Raw genomic sequence first — 18,846 nt, 5'->3', positions numbered from 1 at the left:
CACTAAGCGATCCATTGGTGACGATTAGTGCGTAATTTGCACGAATTATGTGTTTAGGGATGGCTGTATTGCGGATTCCGGCGCGGCTACACTTTGGTCTCCATCTGACCGACGGGTTCCCCGAGATCAGCAGCAGCCAGGAAAGCACAGCGCCGCTGGGGCGTTGCGGGCCAGTCCGAAATACTATTGAAAGCACATCATGCCCATACTTACTGTACTTCTATCAACTCCGCCAAATGCCATAACGTCGGCCAAGGTTGCGCAATCGCTTTCGCAATTGACTGCGGACATTTTGCATAAGAAACCGGAGCTTACCTCGATTGCTATTTCGCACGTCGATCCGGCCCATTGGTTTGTCGGGGGAGAGAGTTTGCACGCGCAACACAAAACCAGCTTCTTTTTGGCTATTCGTATCACCGATGAAACGAATACGGCTGATGAAAAAGCCGCCTATATCGCCGCAGTATTCAATGCAATGGCAGATTTGCTCGGCGATTTGCATCATGAAAGTTATGTACACGTGCACGATGCACGCGCCGCGGCATACGGTTATGGCGGCTTAACGCAGCAACAAAGGGCCGTGGTCGCAAAACTGTAATGCGCGAACCGGCGGTCAATCTTCCCAAAAAAATGACCCGCATCGCTCCCTCGAAGGTGGCCGCCGTTTTGACAGCATGCCGATCACTACCAGCGTGGCGTCCGATACCAGTCACTCGCAAACTCCACAAAAGCGCGCACCTTCGGCGAAAGATGACGATTTTGTGGATACAGCACATACAACTCACGTGGCTTTAACGTAAATGACGGCAATACGTGCACCAAAGCGCCGCGACGTAAATCTTCATGCACGATAAAAGAGGCGGTTGCAGCGATACCCAAACCGGCGAGCGCTGCCGAACGAAGCGCAATACCGGTGTTGGCTTGCAAATTGCCGCGCACCGCGACCGGATGCGACGTTCCATCGGTTGCCGTGAAAGTGAACACGTTTGGCTTTGAGGCGAGAGTGTATATCAGGCAATTGTGGGCGACCAAATCCAGCGGCTGTTGTGGAATACCGTTCCGCTGAAGATAGTCAGGAGACGCCACCAACAGTAGGTCACTCACCGCCAGTCGGCGGGCAATGAGGGTCGAGTCCGCCAAGTCATGTGCCAGACGCAACGCGACATCGAAGCCCTCCTCAATGAGATCAACAAAACGGTCATTACACACCAAATCCACCTTTAATTGCGAGTGCGCCGTGATAAAGGTCGGCAGCCAACTTGCCAGTTCAATCGTCCCAAATGCTTGCGGTGCGTTGATGCGCAGCGTGCCGGACGGCCTCGCCTGATGGGAAGATATGGCTTCTGCCGCGTCATCCAGTTGATTAAGTATTTGTTTGCATCGCTCGTAATATTCCTGCCCTGCCTCGGTTAGCGAAAAGCGGCGCGTAGTACGATTGAGCAACTGTGCACCCAGCTCAATTTCAAGCTGGCGTATTTGTCGTGAAACGATGGTGTGCGACTGGTTGAGTTCAGCCGCGGCAGCGGTAAAACTGCCATTTTCCACCACCCGCCGAAAGGCACGCATCGCCGCCAATTGATCCATGACGCCTTGCTCCAAAAATCATTAACATCCAAAGTTATCAGATTCATCAATCGGTGACTACGAATGCTTTGGTACTTTGAAGTCTCAAAGGTGGAAAATCGCGCAGGTTGTGCCGTAGTTATCTTTGATTTTTAATAGGCTACTGCTCGTGTTGATATTTCTTTTTTGTCAAACGACTTGCACGTGGTAACGTTAGCAGTCTGTTTTCGCTTTGTTGATTCGTTGTAAAGCGGTTTTTTATACCACTTCTTGACCTGAAACCATGTGCCAGTTACTTGGAATGAATTGCAATGTCCCGACCGACATTGTATTTAGTTTTACCGGATTTTCGACCCGTGGCGGTCAAACCGACCATCATAGCGACGGCTGGGGAATTGCCTTTTTTGAAGGCAATGGCGTACGCCATTTCGTCGATTACCAGGCCGCTGTTGCCTCACCGGTGGCTGAGTTGATTCGTCGTTGCCCGATTAAGTCAAAAAACGTCATCGCCCATATTCGCAAAGCGACGCAAGGCCAGGTGGCGTTGGAAAACTGTCATCCGTTTGTGCGCGAATTATGGGGTCGCTATTGGGTATTTGCACACAACGGCGATCTTAAGGCTTTCGCACCGACGTTAAATGGCGCTTTTCGTCCGGTTGGCAATACGGATAGCGAGTTGGCTTTTTGCTACATTCTGCAAGAGTTACGACAACGTTTCGGCGAAAACTTGCCGACGACGGCGCAATTAACGATGGCGTTGCAAGAGTTGACTAAAGAGATCGCGCAACATGGCACATTTAATATGATGCTATCCGATGGGTCGGCACTTTTCGCCCATTGCTCGACCAATTTGTATTACATCATCCGCCAGTTTCCATTTGCCGAGGCGAAACTATCGGACGAAGATGTCACAGTCGATTTTTCTCAGGTAACCACGCCCAAAGATCGCGTCGCCGTGATCGTGACTTCACCGTTGACCACAAATGAAACATGGATGCAATTTGGCGAAGGGGAGTTAAAGGTTTTTATAGATGGTGAAGTACGACCCTGAATATCGTTTTATATCACTTCACCACCAGTTTGCCACATACAGCTAAAACAAATTCTGCATGCGGCGCAACTGTTTAAAAACCAATTTTCAATCCAATTGAACCTTCGACCGATGATCTGACCTGAGCATCGTCACTGTTACCTACCCTGAATAATTTTCCTACCTCACCATACAGGCTAGTCATTGGGGCAAGCTGCAAGGTTAATCCGAGCGCTGTTTCGGTTGAGGTGTAACCGACACTTGTTGATATTGGCGTTGTCGCAGCAGGATTCACAAAAGTCGTTGTGTCCTTCCCTGAAAATCCATGCCATAGATTTAAGCGTGCATAAGGCTGTAGATGTCCGAGTGAAGTCGCCATGTCCGTCGTAATACGGGCTCCAAGGCGGCCAAATACTTTTCCATTTGCATCCTGCTGCACAGTGGCTCCTGCGATATCTACGGTGTCGAGCTTGCTACGACCATAAATCAGTTGTGCTTGTGGCTCCAGAGCCCAGCCATGGCCCAAGGAGAAGCGCTTGCCAACCTCAATCGATGCCATAGTGCTAAACGCATTACTATTTGATTGTGTGTTCGGGGCGGTAACAGAAAGTCGGTGCATGCCATACTGAAACACTAAGTCGGTATAGAAACCGTTGTCCAGGTACGTCCCATAGCCACCTATAAATTTACTATCTGAGCGCATCGTGCCAGCGCTTCCAAAAATACCTCCGACGTTTCCGTTGACGCTACTGTTTGTCTCAAGCGCGCCCACATATACGCCGACGCCCCAATTGTGACCTACGTAAATGTCCACGCCACTCTGAAAGCCGCCCATGTTGGCGTGACTGCTCAAACTCGCGTCGCCTGCCTGAGCCATATTGATGTTACCGCCAATAGCACGCCCACAGCCGCGCCGATTTGCATTGACCCAACCTTCATCACTGCCATCGTCTACCACAATCTGCCTATTTTCATCGCCAACACGCCGATGCAAGGTGGATAGCATTGCCAAATCACCTTGCCGCAATATATTGGGCAGCGCGTTATACAAGGCCACCTCATTCCGATAGGCGCGATTGGTGGTAACTTTAATATCGGGAACTGCCGCAAAAGTGGTCAGATAACGTGTACCAGCCGCATCCGTCAGATGGTACTGATAAGCGCCCGCATCGATATGGCCACCAGCGTTTGCGAGCACAAACGTCCCGACATCCGCTGTCGCTCCATTTTGTACCAACACGACAGGGATGCCGCTTCCTGTGGTCAGCGCACCGAGCCCGCCGCGATTCACCACCAGCAAATTTGTCATTCCCTGTGCGATGGCTGCGGTACCACTCAATACTAAGGCATCCGTCGCACTGCTATCTACGCCGAGCTTAGAACCTAAAAGTACCGTGCCTCCATTGCCAGCTATCGGGCCGGTGATGGTGAGTTGAGTACCAGCCAAGAGTGCGTCGGAAGAAGAAAACAGACGCACAGTACCCGCGTTGTTCAGACCCGCGATACGTTGATCAAAACCTGCCAGATCCAGCGTCGCCCCAACATTAACTGTGTGCACGGATGCGGCACTGAAGGTATTGGTCGCCCCCGCGGCCAGCGTCCCGCCGAGGACAGTGGTAATCCCGCTATAAGTATTCCCACCCGTCAGGGTAGTTGTACCGGTCAGATCACGCGTCATGTTACCGCTACCACTGATCGCACCGCCGTAACTCTGGATATCGAGATTATCGAATACAACATTGCCCTTATCTGTAATGTTACGGTTTAATACGCTACCTGCGGTGGCACCGCTGCCGCCAATACGCAATACGGAAGTAGTATCGGCCACGTTAAGGGAAGAGGCGGCACTCTGCATCGATAGATCGCCAATAACGCGCATATCTGCACCGTTTGATAGCGTGATGCCATTATAGCTATTACCAATATTAAGGCCCCGCGTCATATCGTCTGCAGTAAACGAGCCAAAGCCACGACTGGCGTTTTGGGTGCCAGAAAATTCCAGTGTATTGCCCGTGGTACCGGCATTGGCCGTGACGTGACGTGTAGTTGCAAGGTCGACAGCACCAACCAACGCCTTGTTATTATTCCCTGAACCCAGGTTAATTTCACCCGCGAGTGTGCCCCCGGTCCAGTTGACCGTATTGGCACCGGAACCACCGTTGATTTTACCGGTCACTGCGCCACCGACCAGACTAATCTTGTCGCCGCCGTCACCGCCCAGAATCGCGACGTTAGCGTTGCTTGCTGCAACGATGGTCCCAGAGTTGATAATCATCTTAGCGGTGGTACCAGAAGCATCAATGACACCAATAGAACTGATGCTAGCGGAAGAGAGAGTTCCGGTATTGGTAATCGTGGCAGCATCATGCGCCACTATCGCTGCACCGCCGCGTGTATTACTGACAGTTATCAAGCCGCTGGTAATGACATCGCCGGTGGTCTTTGCCTGGATGCCGGTTCCACTCACACCCGATACGTTGATCGCGTAACGCGGCCCGACTACCACATTGCTGGCGACATCTGCGCCGGTGCCATACTGTTGGAACGCAATACCTGTTCCGCTTCCCAGAACGTTCAGCGTAACGCTGGAGGTTGGATCAAAACTGGTGGCTGTACGAATGGCCGAGCCACTGCTGGCGTTGATCGTTACGTTGTTGAGTTTGACAGCACCGATTTCAGCCTTGTTTTCGATACCTGCACCGGTTCCATTGGCTGTAATAGTCAAATTGCTGGCGTCGAGTGAAGCGGCATGGGTATCAAGCAGCACCCCACTGGCGGCGCCAGAGGTGGTAATCCTATTGTTGGTGCCGGTCAATGTCAAAGCCGCGCCATTCACCAATTGCACATCAGCAACTCCTGCATTGACAGTCACCGTGCCGAGGTTGGAAATTTCTGCATCGCTACCCGATGCCCTGACTCCAACACCGCCACCCACGGTAATGGTTCCCGTGTTATTCAAACGTCCAGCCTGCTGGACATCAATACCCATACTATCCGTACCGGTGAGGGCAATATTACCGCTGTTATCGAGCTGTCCCAAATTGCGTGTAATGAAGCCAACGATATTGTCCGCACTGCCGGTGAGCGCTTTTGCGGATGTCAATCTGGTCGCCGCATCGGGTGTCCCGACCAGCGCGCCAGTCAAACTATGCTGCTGACCATCGACCACGCCGCCAATGGCACCTGCACTATTAAGGTTGATGTCAGCCAATGCGCTAATATCGCCGGTAGCCCCGCCTTCAATCAGTACGGCAGTTGCGCCAGCGTTGTTGACGTTAATCACCGCATTATCGATTTTGATCGCCGTACCTGAGCCCGTACCTAACAACGCAGTACTATTGATACCGCTGGCGGTCATCTTCAATCCCTGACCACTAAAACTGGCACCGTCAGCAATGCGAAACAGCGTCGATCGATCGGTATTTACAATCAGATTCGCGGCCGAAACATTTATTTTGGCATGTGCGCCGTCAATAAAAAATCCGATTTCATCCGTGTTGCCAAAATCACGCAACACGTCTGCTCCTACATTAATCACGGCGTTTCCACGTGCCAACACACCGATAGCGCCAACCCCTGTCAAATTGATTGCGGAGTCAATATTGGCAGTCGCGACACCACTGCCGGTTCCCTCGGCCCAGACGCCATAATTGCGTGTTCCAGAAGTCGGATCAATACCGCCGGCTACCGTAATGCTGCCCGCGATCGTGGACGTTATTTCAGATCCGAAACTGCCTGTATCGAGAACTTTAATTCCGACATTATTCGCGCCGACTACAGAAATTGCACCATTGTTGATCGCGCCAGCGCCAGTACCCACAGTTGAATCCAGCACTAGAAAGCCGACATTTTGAAGCGGGGCAGCCAGCCCAGCGCCACCGTTGACATTTATTGCGCCATTATTGGTGGCACTAAAATTCGTCGCGCCGAGCACGGCAATTCCCGCCGCATCCTGGACTAGCGACCCGAGCGTCAACGTACCGTCATTCACAATAGAAACATTGTTACCATTCGTCATGATGGCAGCGTTGATGACATTTCCGTTATTGATGGCGACGTCAGGAACTATGTCCCCTGCGTGCGCTTGCGGTGCACGTCCAATATAAATGGTACCGCTCGCTTGATTAACAAAGCTGCCGGCTCCCTGGATCAGAACGCCGAAGGCTTGACCATTTGGTGCCGATGCATTAGTGCTGCCCCAACTCTCGCTAATATTAATAATCCCGCTGTTACTCGCTGCAGCGCCGCCACCATTTAAAAAAATTCCGATTGCTTGCGCTGGCCCTCCTTCTAACGCCGCATTAATGATGCCGGTATTCGTAAAGACACCATTATTGGTCACTTGTGCACCGAAGCTTTGATATAGGTTACCTTGTGAGAGTGGTCCTTGCGGCACTCGCGTGCCGTCGGCATTCAGCCATGCCCCAGACGTAACGACGCCGCTGTTGACGCCAGTGCTGCCGGCCCCGTCAATCGTCATCGCAATTGACCGAAGTGTGCTGCCACTGAACTGCATCACAGATAGCAGGCCGTTATTAATAATGTGCCCCCCTCCATCAGCGCGTAAGGCGCCGTCAGTCGAGCCCGCAACTTCCAATACACCGGTGCCTGTTAGTGTCGCCGTTGCATTGGTGCCGGAAGCGTGCATGACACTCAGATATTTGACGTCAAGGGCAGCAGCGTCCGTCGTATTGGCCTGTCCGTTGGTCCATTGTGGGGCACTCACCGTAATCGGCGTCTCTGCTCCCAATGCTTGTTTAAAGGCGGCATTGTAAGCCGCCTGAGTGAGGCCGAATGATCCTGTCACCAAGCTAATAAGATAGGCGTTGTAGGTTTGCAAGGCGACCGGATTTGTGACGGAAAACAACGCACCGTCCGGCGCGATGACAGCCCCTCCAAATTGCGTAACGTAGCCTTGAATAGTTGTCGCCGCAACCGGAGCGATGACCGGCGTGCTATCGAAAATAATACGATTTTTTGACGTCCAGTTAATGTTGCTGGCAGCGCTACCCGTACCGTCGGCAAAAGTAATATCCGTTTGCCTCGCGGCAATCTTTAACGCATTCCCACTGTCTGTGGTGTTGACGTTATCACCAATATTGACGTTCAGTGTGCCGCCTGTGTGGTCGACGCTCGCCATCCCGGCCTGAATATATAAATTGGCAGTGCCGGGCGTTGCGACAATAAATCCGAAATTCCCCGCGTCTCCGATTGTGGCATAGCTAAGGCTGGCGTCGGTATATACAGAAACTGTCCGATTCACTTTCGTCACCGGATCCACTTGTGTGACTGAAGCGTTCTGATTTGTAGGGCTAACAGCCCAGTAGTTATTGAGGTTCAAGGGCAATGCAATAGGATTGCTTTGAAGATTTGGCAGGTTCGCGGCATTGGCCGTATTGAGTGTGTAGCTATTGAAGATGGCGCCATTTCCTACCACCGCGTTCGCATTGAACGGGGTCGTGAAGGCAGCCGTATTTCCATTGCTCACGGTTGTTAATGTCTGGCTGTAACTGTTGCCCGTAGGGGCAATATAGCTTTGGGCAAAACTGTTCAAAGCTGGAATACCAATGAACGCCAGTGCAGTCATCGACAGAATAGCGGAGGATCTGCTGCCCTTGCTACTTTTAACTCTGCCCTTAGCATTCTCGGAGACAACTATCCAAGAACCAGTAGCTTCATTCCATACAGATTTATAAATTTTATTCACGTTTGTGCCTTTTAAAATTGACATCTATAGATGTTTCTACTGAATAAAAAAAAGGCCACTTATTCGGCGACGCATAAAAAATAAGCCAAAAAAATATTTTTTATATGGCATTTCTGATGGCAAAGTTACATTTTGAGAAGGGAGGCAGTCAATGCGATTAATGACAGGTAGCGCACAGAATAAATTGCAAAAAAATCGAAAAAAGAGACACGATTTTTTAGCCGTGGCGGACTGCGGATGCGGTCCCAGCGCAGCAGGACGCTACTTCGTTTTCGTAACGAAATATTGGCGATATTAGAGGGAAAATGTCGGCTTGACGGCGACGAAATAAAACCGGGAAAGAGCTACCGTTTCGTGAAAAGAATCCGGCAAAAATCCACCGTGAACGCTCACTGGGTAGCGGTACGGTGGATGGGTAAAGCTGCCAACTTTTACAGGCTAGTTTTTAGCGTGAACAACACAGCTCGATAATTGAACACGCGTTAACCAAGCGCGGAATATGACAATCAAAGCAGGGAGTTATCGGCGCAGGTAAGTGGAAAAGATGAGGCAACTCACCTATCCAATTTTTGCCGGAATTTAAAGCTTATTTTTAAACTTATTGATCCGCGTAATCAATCGTCAGCGGAGCGTGATCGGAAAAGCGCTCATCCTTGTAGATGGCGACGGTGTGTGCTTTTGCGGCAATGCCTGGCGTCGAGATATGATAATCGATACGCCAACCAACATTTTTAGCCCAAGCCTGGCCGCGATTGCTCCACCAGGTGTATTGCTCTGGGCGTGGATCCACCGTCCGAAACACATCGACTAACGCGACCTCATCAAATAACTGGGTCAGCCAAGCGCGTTCTTCAGGCAAAAATCCGGAATTCTTTTTATTCCCTTTGAAGTTTTTCAAATCGATTTCGTGATGGGCGATATTCCAGTCGCCGCAGATCACGACTTCCCGCCCGCTGGCTTTCAACTCTTGCAAATGCGGTAGAAAACTTTCCATAAAGCGAAATTTTGCTAATTGACGTTCTTCGCCGGACGATCCTGATGGGCAATACAGTGAAATCACCGTTAGATCGCCAAAGTCACATTCAACGTAACGGCCTTCCGCATCAAACTCCGGGTTTCCAAATCCAATCCGGACCGCGTTTGGGGCGCGTTTGCTGTAAAGTCCAACGCCTGAATAGCCTTTCTTCTCCGCATAGTGGAAGTGGCCGACGTAACCTTCTGGCGCGAGCATTTCAGGCGACATGTCAGGAGCTTGGGCTTTCAACTCCTGCACGCAAATAAAATCGGCAGATTGTTTGCTCATCCATTCAAAAAAACCCTTTTTAGTGGCGGAGCGAATACCGTTGAGATTGGCAGAAATAATTCTTGGCATAGAGATGTCGACAATAAAGGTGTTAAAACAAGTGCTGTTAAGAGGGAATAGAGAAAAACAACCGCAGCAAAGTCGATCAGCTATTCTGGAACATCAGGATAACCGATCTGGCGGTCGGGTCAAATGACGGTATGTTGTAAACTAGAAGTAGGGAATTGGAAGGTCGCCTAAAAGGTGTGTGACATTTCACCAATTGGCATAACGAAAAATGGATTGCGTGCGATAGTTCGCATCAACTTCAGGTGACTTTACTTCAATGTAATCTGCCCGGGCCTAACTGACATGACTAGCATTTATGTAAGCAACACCCTTTCGAGCAAGAGTATTTCTAGACTCCAATGTCTTTTTATCAATAAAAACTCTATTTCTACGACCAATTAACGCGGATCAAACATGGCATTTAGCTTAGCTCAACCTGCGCATAGCAAAATTGATATTAAGAAAAGTACGTTTATCGGTTTTGTCACCGCTGTTGCCGGACGACCTGAAGCTTTGACTGAAATCGCCAGATTGCGCGGCGAACACCCGAATGCCACCCATGTTTGTTGGGCGCTGTTGGCTGGCGGTCATTCTGGCGCATCGGATGATGGCGAACCGGGCGGTACCGCTGGTTTGCCAATGCTCAATGTATTACGCCATCAGGATTTGGAACAGGTTCTGGCGGTCGTGGTTCGTTATTATGGTGGCATTCGATTGGGCGCTGGGGGTCTAGTACGTGCTTATACCGATACGGTGGCACAAGCCCTATTAACGGCAGAAAAAATCGCATTGGTCGTGACTGTCACGCTGCGCGCCGCTGTACCGTATGCCTCGGAAGGACCTTTACGACGGTTGCTACAGCAAAGCGGTGCAATCTTGGCTGAAGTGACTCATACCGACGTGGTCAGCATGTGCTTTTCGTTACCACTTTCTGCAGCACCGGGATTTCAGCGAGAGGCAAATGACATTTGCCATGGTTCTTTGCAATGGCGCGAAGAGAGTCTTTAATTCGCCGATCCGTCCTGCTAGCCCATGGCGATTGCCAGCATCAATTTCCAAGCAGTCTAGTCCCAGTCATCCGCCATGTTCTCGAAAAACAAGAACGTGGTATTCCACGTCTTTTTTGCCGAAAACTATGCCGCCAATCGCTTTAGCTCAGTAACGCTAGGCGACCAGACTGAACAAATCGACTTACTGCCGGAATTTGAGGACGCAAATGCATCACACTACGGCCCTTGTCGGCCTCAAGAACCATGAGACTACCAGCGGCCACGTTGAGATAATCACCTGCATTCAGCCAGTAATCGTCACTTTGACCAGAAATAGTGACCCAGACACGACCGCTGGAAACTTGCAATATTTCTGCAGATTCTGCTTGCATCGACAACACTTGGCCTGCGTTGAGGGCTAATGGCTGTTGCATCTCTTTAGTGAATAAATTTCTCATCATGTTTCTCCGATAACTGCTGGTATAGTTCTACAACCCACCCGGATAATCTCTGTCAGCCCCTAATTGCAGCTGATGGAAATCTTTGCTGGACCGGTAAGAACATTCTAGTCAACACATTCGGTAAAACAAAACGAGTAATTGCACGCGTTCTTGCTAATTTTATTCACATAGGGATGCGCGACAACTATGGCCGACCTACGCAAACTTCCTCCCCTTTCTGCCTTGCGGGCTTTTGAGGCGGCATCACGCTATGACAGTTTTTCGCGCGCTGCCGAGGAAATACGCCTGACGCCCGGTGCGATCAGCCATCAAGTGCGTGCGCTTGAGGTCGAATTAGGCCTCGCATTATTCACGCGCCACGGCAAGCGCATCGCAATCACTGACCAAGGCCAACGGTTTGCCACAACGATACGCAAAGCGCTGACTGAAATTGCGCTTGCTGCAGAGGCCTTGAAAATCGATGCCAAGCAAAAACGACTCACTATTTCAGCCCTACCGTCATTTGCCGCACGTTGGCTGGCACCGCGGTTATGGAAATTCATTGACCTGCACCCGGATACGGAAGTCGTACTGCAATCATCAAGCCAACTCCAGGACCTCGCGCAGGAACAGATCGATGTTGGTATTCGCTTTGGCGTCGGGCACTATCCGGGATTGGTGGTGGAAAAATTGATGGATGATTTTTATTATCCGGTCGTCAGCCCTCGTTATCGGCAAGGCCATTTGCCAGAAAAGCCAGAGGCTTTAGCGCAATGCACGCTGTTGCGCATGGATTCAGAGGAGTCCTGGCAACCGTGGTTTGAGGCTGCAGGTATAACACTACCAGAACCAAGTCGTGGCTTGAGAATTCAAGATGCATCGATGCTACTTCGCTCAGCCTCGGATGGGCTTGGTATCGCCTTGACGCGGCATGCCATCGCGCTACAAGAAATCGCCGCCGGTGAGTTAATTCGGTTGTTCGATGTTGTCGTGCTATGTCCGAATGCGTATTATTTTGCTTGCTTACCGGAGGCCATGAATAAACCACAGGTCCAAGCCTTTCACGGCTGGTTAACACAAGAAATAGCAGAATTTAAAGCACAAAACAGTTGGCCCGGTTAACCAGAACAACTGTTTATTTTTGCGATTGACACAAACCTATTTTCGACGCTCGCGAAACGGCACGCGCGATGCCATAGCATAACTAGTCCATAATCATTGGCTCGGCAAGCGTCCGATCGCAATACACTAACCTGATAATTACGATTACAGAACCATTTTCACCATCGGATGAGTCGATAATGCGCTGTATAAATTATCAAGTTGCTCACGACTAGTCGCTCGCACAGTGACTGTCAAACCAGTGTAATTGCCTTTAGCGGATGGTCGTACTTCAAGCTTATCGATATGAAAAGTTGGGTCATGTTGCACCACTAGGCCGACGATCGTTTCCGCAAATGCGTCGTGCGTTGGCCCCATAATCTTGATAGGAAAATCGCTCGGATAGACGATCAGGCTGTCTTCGTGAGGAATGGTCGGCATAGTCATAACGATTGCTTTCTAAAAATCAGGCAACATAGCAAAAGACACGTTGCCCGAGGGACAAATCAAGCTATCAAGGTCACCTTAATCACACAAGGCGGCTTTCGCTCCCTGATAGGCTTGATATAACGCCTTATAAATGGGGCCAGGTTGACCGTTTCCAACAGTTTTGCCATCAATAACGGTCACAGGCAAAATTTCTTTAGTTGCCGATGACAGCAGCACTTCATCGGCCTCAACTACTTCCGCGCGCGAAATCTGGCGCGCAACAAACTCAAGATCATGTGCGGCGCAAAGCTCTTCGATCAAACCGTAACGGATGCCTTCCAGAATGAGGTTATTCTTGGGGGGCGCCATCAGGACGTTATTTTTGACAATCCAGACATTAGACGACGACGCCTCAGTCAGAAATCCATCACGGAATTGGATTGCTTCCATTACACCGTGCTCAGCCGCATTTTGCGCTGCCAGTACGTTGCCAAGCAAAGAAATCGACTTGATCTCGCAATGCAGCCAACGTTGGTCTTCCATAGTGATACATGATACGCCTTTGGCGCGTACCGCATCGCTTGGCAGAACCAAAGGATTGGTCATGATGAAAACCGTGGGCGTAATCACGTCTTTGGGAAACGCATGTGCCCGCTTCGCCACGCCCCGCGTAACGTGAATATAAACCATCTGGTCGTCTTGTCCATAAGGCGCGACCACTTGGTTAATCAAGGCCATCCACTCTTCAACCTTATGCGGATTTGGAATATCTATCGCCGCTAGACTACGAAATAAGCGGGCCATATGATGCTTGGCACGGAATGCTTTGCCGGAATACATTGGAATGACCTCATACACACCGTCACCAAAAATAAATCCACGATCCAGCACAGGAATACGTGCGTCGGACAGGGGCGTCATCACGCCATTGAGATAGACGATGGAATCTTGCATGATTATTTTCTTAAGAAGGTGGGGGATTTGATTCTTGCACAAGTATGAACAGCAGAGTATGCAAAAAAAGTATAGAAATTCGACGCCCGCGATACTGCATTGTAACAACTTTGCTCTATCCAATTCTCATTCCAAATATCCAGATACTGGAATAATTATTAATAGCAAAACATAAATAGTCAAACGTGGAAATGGGAGATATCCAACGCGCCACACATTCTTTTACGCTCCTCCAACCCCGGTTATAGCAATCCTAAAATTGCTGCCTTAATGACGGCTCCGGTTTTATTTGCTGCGCCAAGTTTTATTAGCGTATTAGTGATGTGGAAATTCACCGTCCGCTCTGCAATATTCATGATATGACCAACTTCACTAGAAGTCTTACCGTCGGCGGTCCAGCGAAGGACTTCGACTTCTCGCGCGGTTAGTCGCGCAACAGCCTCCGGCATCAACTTTGGAACCAGCAATCGAGTCAATCCCTCATGCGCGGTGTGGGTCAGCCAGGTTAAATTTGACGTGATGTGATGCAGTTCTTTTAATGAGAGTGCTTCATCAGAGCGCGATAAGCTGAGCAACCCTCCCACGCCTCTTGTGTCGTGGCAAGATTGGGCCCAACCCACACCGAGACCATGCGCGTGGGCATCCTCCCAAAAAGGGCGGGATTTGACACCAATTTCTTCCGACCAGACCAATGGCATGCTTGAGCGCATGCCGTGTGCGATCGTTGGGTCGGTCATAAGGTAATTTTGTTCAAAATAACGCTGTTTCCATGCTCTCGAATAGTTGTTGAGCATGACCAACTTCGGCTGAGAGATAGGAAGCGGCATCCGCATACCGTACGCGCAATAGTCGAATCCAAGTTTATGAGCAGCACCAGATAGCGCGGTAAAAAAGGCAGCCTCGTTCTCTGCGGTTAGTAAGGCTTGAACTTGATCTCCCTGAAAGCTATTCATACTCCCTCACAATTTTTTTATGCATAAATAATGTCCGTTAAAATGTCACACAGGAAATATACACGCAATTATTTGTATTTTTGGAATATCTTTCGATGATTGTCTTCTTTTGTAGAAGGACAACTTATCAGCACAACCATGACCAGAATGTCAATAAATAAAAAATCTGCCGCTCCAGTTAATTTTCGATAGCAGTTAACTCTATCGCCGTTCAATTTTTTTTCAGATTTACCGTATTTCTAAAATAAATGCATCACAAGAATCAACTCAACTCGCCCCCCTTAAAATGATCCATTTACAACTAGTCGCATCTCGATGGGTGCATATGCGGTTGCAATGTGAAGAGCTTCTTCATAAAGAGCCAATCCTTTTCATTTCAGGGCTGAGCCCCCGTATGCGGTACTCGACAGCCTCCATCCACATTGGGCCGGATACCAAGCAGCATCGTTATGAGCAGAGAGGTCGAGCAGATATCCGGCAATCGAAAAATCGCTCTTCTGAAAGAATTTAGTGACACATTTAACTAACAGCCGGTAGTGCAAGAGCAAATCACCGTGTGTCGCTCGGCAAGTCCCGTAGCACGTAAAATAGTGCTTAAAATCTTATTTAAAATACTAATGCCGCATCGACACGCAGAGTTCACCAAACCAGTTCTCCATCTCAAAAAAATGGCTCACGAAATAGCTATTTAAGTAATCAGACAACTCCCAGTAAATCTTTGCCTGATGCAGCGCTGCGACCTAATATTTTTTCCTCCATTTCGACTCTATTACCGTCCAACTTTCGCACACATCGAATGATCTGCATGCTACCGCGGTGCCTGTTCGGGACGGCTAATCAAGCGACAGATCCCTCGGCTCACGTGAAAAATAATCAAAGTGATACAGCGGCTATCCAACCGACACTTCCATTCACCGCTGATATTCCCGCCCCAGCTTTCAAGACTCAATCCTGTTCGAAAATTTAGGCGCAAATTAAATTACCAAAAAGTGCATTTAGTGTCAGCAAGTATCAGTCGTTATTGTTACGTCGTAAGACTGTAATTAGTGACAGTTACCTAGCTTTTTGAACTCCGTCATCATTTCAATATGAAAAAAAATAAGAATTTTCTGGGGTGGAAAAATGAACGTTATTTCGGGCGCTAGAGACCTCTTAACAAGCGAGTTAATCACGCAAATGTCAAGGTACCGGCATAAAGTCTTTATTGAAACACTTGAATGGAACCTTGAGAGTAGCAATGGGGCAGAGTTAGATCAATTTGATCGTCCAGATACCGTGTACGTGGTCGCGCATGACGAACATGGAAATTTGAACGGCTGCGCCCGTTTATTACCCACTACCTCGCCTTACCTCTTGGGCGAAGTATTTCCCCAACTTCTCCATGGCATGGCCATGCCCCACACACCAGAGGTCTGGGAGTTATCTCGCTTTGCTGCGATGGATTTCAATCATCAAACAAATTCGGCCATGGGCGAATTTTCTTCGCCGATTGCCATTAACCTGATGCAGGAGTCAATTCGCTGTGCTGCCGAGCATGGGGCTAAGCGGCTCATCACCGTCTCACCACTTGGCGTTGAGCGCTTGTTGCGACGCGCGGGATTTCAAGCACATAGAGCCGGACGACCAGTGATCGTCGATGGACAACCTATGTTTGCGTGCTGGATTGAAGTGGAATTAAACCGTAAGTTGATCCCAGGTAAGGAGAAATCTGACACCAAATTGTCAGGTCGTTACCGTTTTTGATTACACCGACATTTATTTGCGAACCCGAAGAGTAAGGCCTTATTGTCGGAAGACGGTCTTTCCCACAAATTAACGCGATACGTACCAAAAAAATGTTTTCGAACGTTGGATTTTTGCGTCCAGCTGCGTCTTGACGATTAAAGAAAGATAGCTAAATGAGCAAAGGTTTAAAACGCCTCACTGGGCCTCAATCGTTACGTTGGAAACCCATTTTAGTACTACCTATTTACTCCTGCATTGCTGCGTTGGGGGACATTGGCGACCTCATTGCAACTAATTTCATGACACCACCCTTTGATTCCTCACGCCTTATATTGGTTACGGTATGAAAGACAAAAATAATTTATTGAAAGTGGCAAGTTCAGCGGCGGCCCAAGATTTGGGTGTGATCAGCAAGTTATCAGAGGTCACCTCTAATACTCCGTTTCGACTTGTTACGAAAGGAAGAAATTTTTGTTCGTCAGCGGGTCGCACTCTCAGAGGCCTGCGATACAGAAGTTCTGGCCATTGCTACAGGTCGATACGCAAGCAGCGACATCACGGCCAATACGTGCCATGTATTTTAAGGTAAGACAAAATGACCGAGAATGATATCCCCCTCATTTCGTTCTTCAAGCGTTTGCTCGATCCAGCCATTATTCTTGGGCTTCTCTATTTGGTCATCGTCGTTCAGGATGAAATGTTTACCGGTAATTATTTGGCGTTAATGATTATTGCCTTCTTTATTTCTTCGTTTATTTACGAACAGATTGATCTTTACCGCACTTTACATGCTGGGAAAAAACTGGCTTTTGCAACAGATATTTTTATGGGATGGGCAGTAGTCGTTTGCCTGTTGGCGCTAATTGGTCAGGGTACCTGGCTTCGATATGAATTTTCGGATCAAGTCGTCTTGACCTGGTTTACGCTTGCGCCATTCGCGCTTTTATTAAGTCGTTTGACTGCCTATCGGCTGGCATTCAATATTGGCAAAGACCGGGAGGTGCGCTCGGCTATCATCGTCGGAGCGAATAATCTAGGGACCGATATTCTACGACGTTTGACATCCCGCAGTAATGCGGGCATGGACGTACACGGATTTTTTGATGACCACTTAGCTCTCAACCAAAAGTATGCGGTCCCAATGCCGTCACGCCCCTATCTTGGCCTGATCGCCGACGTTGCTCTCTACGCGCGTACGCATAAAATTAGGACCATTTTTATCTGTCTGCCAATGTCTGAAAATGCGGGTTCCTCCTCCTTAATGGAAGAGTTGAGAGACACGACGGCATCCGTCTATTTTGTGCCCGACATTTATACCTTTGATCTTATTCAGGCGCGACTTGATCACGTCGGCGGCATTCCTGTCATTGGAATTTGTGAAACGCCATTCACCGGCTTACGGAGCGTTCTAAAGCGCAGCAGCGATATCGTCCTGGCGCTACTGATTCAGATCATGTTGTTACCAATTATGTTGCCTATTGCAATTGGTGTGAAATTATCGTCGCCAGGCCCGATCATTTTTGCACAGCGTCGCTACGGTTTGAACGGGGAAGAAATAGTGGTCTACAAATTCCGTTCAATGGGCGTTTGTGAAGACGGGGCGGTGGTGGATCAGGCTACCAAAAACGATATCCGGGTGACCCGTTTTGGCGGCTTTTTACGCCGTACATCGCTAGACGAATTGCCGCAATTTATCAATGTCTTACAAGGTCGCATGAGCATTGTCGGCCCTCGTCCTCACGCCGTTGCACACAATGAAATGTATCGAAAACTGATTAAGGGATACATGTTGCGACACAAAGTAAAGCCCGGGATAACCGGATGGGCCCAGATAAATGGTTTCCGGGGTGAGACCGACACGCTGGACAAAATGCGGTCAAGGATCGAATTTGATTTGGAGTATTTGCGTAACTGGTCACTAGGACTGGACCTGTTAATTATCATGCGCACGGTCAAGGAAGTATTAAAAAAAGACAATGCCTATTAATAATTAAGTCGTGCGTCCCGGTAGGTGGAATCGGTGAAGAAGATGGTAATTTTGCATACAAGTGTTGCGCGTTTCAGTACATATCCTTAAAGGAAATATGATGAAAATAGTTATGTTGTTGTTGGGTTTCATGAGCTCAGGGCACGCTGGCATTGTTAGCGCCACAACGCCATCTATTCATTTTTCATCGCACGAAATCAACACCCTGTGGTCAGCCCAAAAAATTGACGTAAGCGTTGGCGATAGCAGTCACACTATCTCCCCAAATATTGATTGCGTGAGTTTTCAGAAAGCCATCTCTGTCCCTCAATTAAGTCTAAGGAACGCTGCCATAACGCGGCATGGTTTCTTTATCGCGTCTGATAAGTCAGGCGGCATCTTCCGACCTGGAGATGCTGCAACGATAGAATCCCACGCTCCCGTCGAGGCAAATCACGTATCCCAAAAAACGGTCTCACATACCAATGCCGCGGATGATTCACGCTATTACCTCTTTAGAAGTTTTAGAAAACAAACGCCACCAAAACCTGCGTCATGGACACTACTTCTGACGGGGCTTTGCTTGTTGCTGTATCAGGTACGCCGTCGTTCAGTCAGAGTATCGATCGGATTGCATT

13 protein-coding genes are annotated in these 18,846 nt (G+C 49.1%); 6 read left to right on the top strand and 7 right to left on the bottom strand.

Annotated elements, in window-relative coordinates; all coding sequences use genetic code 11:
* Window positions 1–199: 199 nt before the first annotated feature.
* Window positions 200–598 (top strand): tautomerase family protein, encoded by a 399-nt coding sequence (locus tag ACXX82_RS11680; protein WP_323506465.1) that lies wholly within the window; start codon window positions 200–202, stop codon window positions 596–598.
* An 86-nt stretch (window positions 599–684) separates the two neighbouring features.
* On the opposite strand, the gene ACXX82_RS11675 is transcribed toward ACXX82_RS11680, so the two are convergent.
* A complete protein-coding gene (locus tag ACXX82_RS11675; protein WP_458562965.1) occupies window positions 685–1,584 on the bottom strand; it encodes a LysR family transcriptional regulator in 900 nt (299 codons plus the stop codon).
* A 262-nt stretch (window positions 1,585–1,846) separates the two neighbouring features.
* Here ACXX82_RS11675 and ACXX82_RS11670 point away from each other — a divergent pair, with 262 nt between their 5' ends.
* Window positions 1,847–2,614, top strand: a complete 768-nt coding sequence (locus ACXX82_RS11670; protein ID WP_322234846.1) for a class II glutamine amidotransferase — start codon at window positions 1,847–1,849, stop codon at window positions 2,612–2,614.
* A gap of 73 nt (window positions 2,615–2,687) precedes the next feature.
* On the opposite strand, the gene ACXX82_RS11665 is transcribed toward ACXX82_RS11670, so the two are convergent.
* On the bottom strand, window positions 2,688–8,300 hold the full coding sequence (locus tag ACXX82_RS11665; protein WP_458562964.1) for an autotransporter domain-containing protein: 5,613 nt from the start codon (window positions 8,298–8,300) through the stop codon (window positions 2,688–2,690).
* Between the two features lie 598 nt (window positions 8,301–8,898).
* Window positions 8,899–9,672, bottom strand: a complete 774-nt coding sequence (locus ACXX82_RS11660; RefSeq protein ID WP_322234842.1) for an exodeoxyribonuclease III — start codon at window positions 9,670–9,672, stop codon at window positions 8,899–8,901.
* Between the two features lie 393 nt (window positions 9,673–10,065).
* On the opposite strand from ACXX82_RS11660, the gene ACXX82_RS11655 reads away from it, so the two are divergent.
* Window positions 10,066–10,659 carry an IMPACT family protein gene (locus ACXX82_RS11655; protein ID WP_458562963.1) on the top strand — a complete coding sequence of 198 codons (594 nt, stop codon included), beginning with the start codon at window positions 10,066–10,068 and terminating at the stop codon, window positions 10,657–10,659.
* Between the two features lie 142 nt (window positions 10,660–10,801).
* On the opposite strand, the gene ACXX82_RS11650 is transcribed toward ACXX82_RS11655, so the two are convergent.
* Window positions 10,802–11,101 carry a DUF2917 domain-containing protein gene (locus tag ACXX82_RS11650; RefSeq protein WP_322234838.1) on the bottom strand — a complete coding sequence of 100 codons (300 nt, stop codon included), beginning with the start codon at window positions 11,099–11,101 and terminating at the stop codon, window positions 10,802–10,804.
* Between the two features lie 186 nt (window positions 11,102–11,287).
* Between ACXX82_RS11650 and gcvA the strand changes: the two genes are divergently transcribed.
* Window positions 11,288–12,202: a transcriptional regulator GcvA gene (gene gcvA, locus ACXX82_RS11645; protein WP_322234837.1), complete on the top strand. Its 915-nt coding sequence runs from the start codon at window positions 11,288–11,290 to the stop codon at window positions 12,200–12,202.
* A gap of 144 nt (window positions 12,203–12,346) precedes the next feature.
* On the opposite strand, the gene ACXX82_RS11640 is transcribed toward gcvA, so the two are convergent.
* The 3 genes from ACXX82_RS11640 to ACXX82_RS11630 form a co-directional block, all read right to left on the bottom strand.
* Window positions 12,347–12,622, bottom strand: a complete 276-nt coding sequence (locus ACXX82_RS11640; RefSeq protein ID WP_322240341.1) for a DUF493 family protein — start codon at window positions 12,620–12,622, stop codon at window positions 12,347–12,349.
* Between the two features lie 84 nt (window positions 12,623–12,706).
* Entirely contained in the window at window positions 12,707–13,564 is an 858-nt protein-coding gene (locus ACXX82_RS11635) for a D-amino acid aminotransferase (protein ID WP_458562962.1), read from the bottom strand.
* A gap of 242 nt (window positions 13,565–13,806) precedes the next feature.
* The gene (locus ACXX82_RS11630; protein WP_458562961.1) at window positions 13,807–14,517 is read right to left on the bottom strand and encodes a LuxR family transcriptional regulator; all 711 of its coding nucleotides are present in this window, start codon (window positions 14,515–14,517) and stop codon (window positions 13,807–13,809) included.
* A gap of 1,122 nt (window positions 14,518–15,639) precedes the next feature.
* On the opposite strand from ACXX82_RS11630, the gene ACXX82_RS11625 reads away from it, so the two are divergent.
* Window positions 15,640–16,260, top strand: coding sequence for an acyl-homoserine-lactone synthase (locus ACXX82_RS11625; RefSeq protein WP_322234832.1), 621 nt, complete (start codon window positions 15,640–15,642; stop codon window positions 16,258–16,260).
* A 577-nt stretch (window positions 16,261–16,837) separates the two neighbouring features.
* Window positions 16,838–18,229 carry an undecaprenyl-phosphate glucose phosphotransferase gene (locus ACXX82_RS11620; RefSeq protein ID WP_458562960.1) on the top strand — a complete coding sequence of 464 codons (1,392 nt, stop codon included), beginning with the start codon at window positions 16,838–16,840 and terminating at the stop codon, window positions 18,227–18,229.
* The last annotated feature ends 617 nt before the right edge of the window (window positions 18,230–18,846 follow it).

It is taken from the genome of Glaciimonas sp. GNP009 (assembly GCF_054343755.1).
This window is presented reverse-complemented; position numbering and strand designations above follow the sequence as displayed.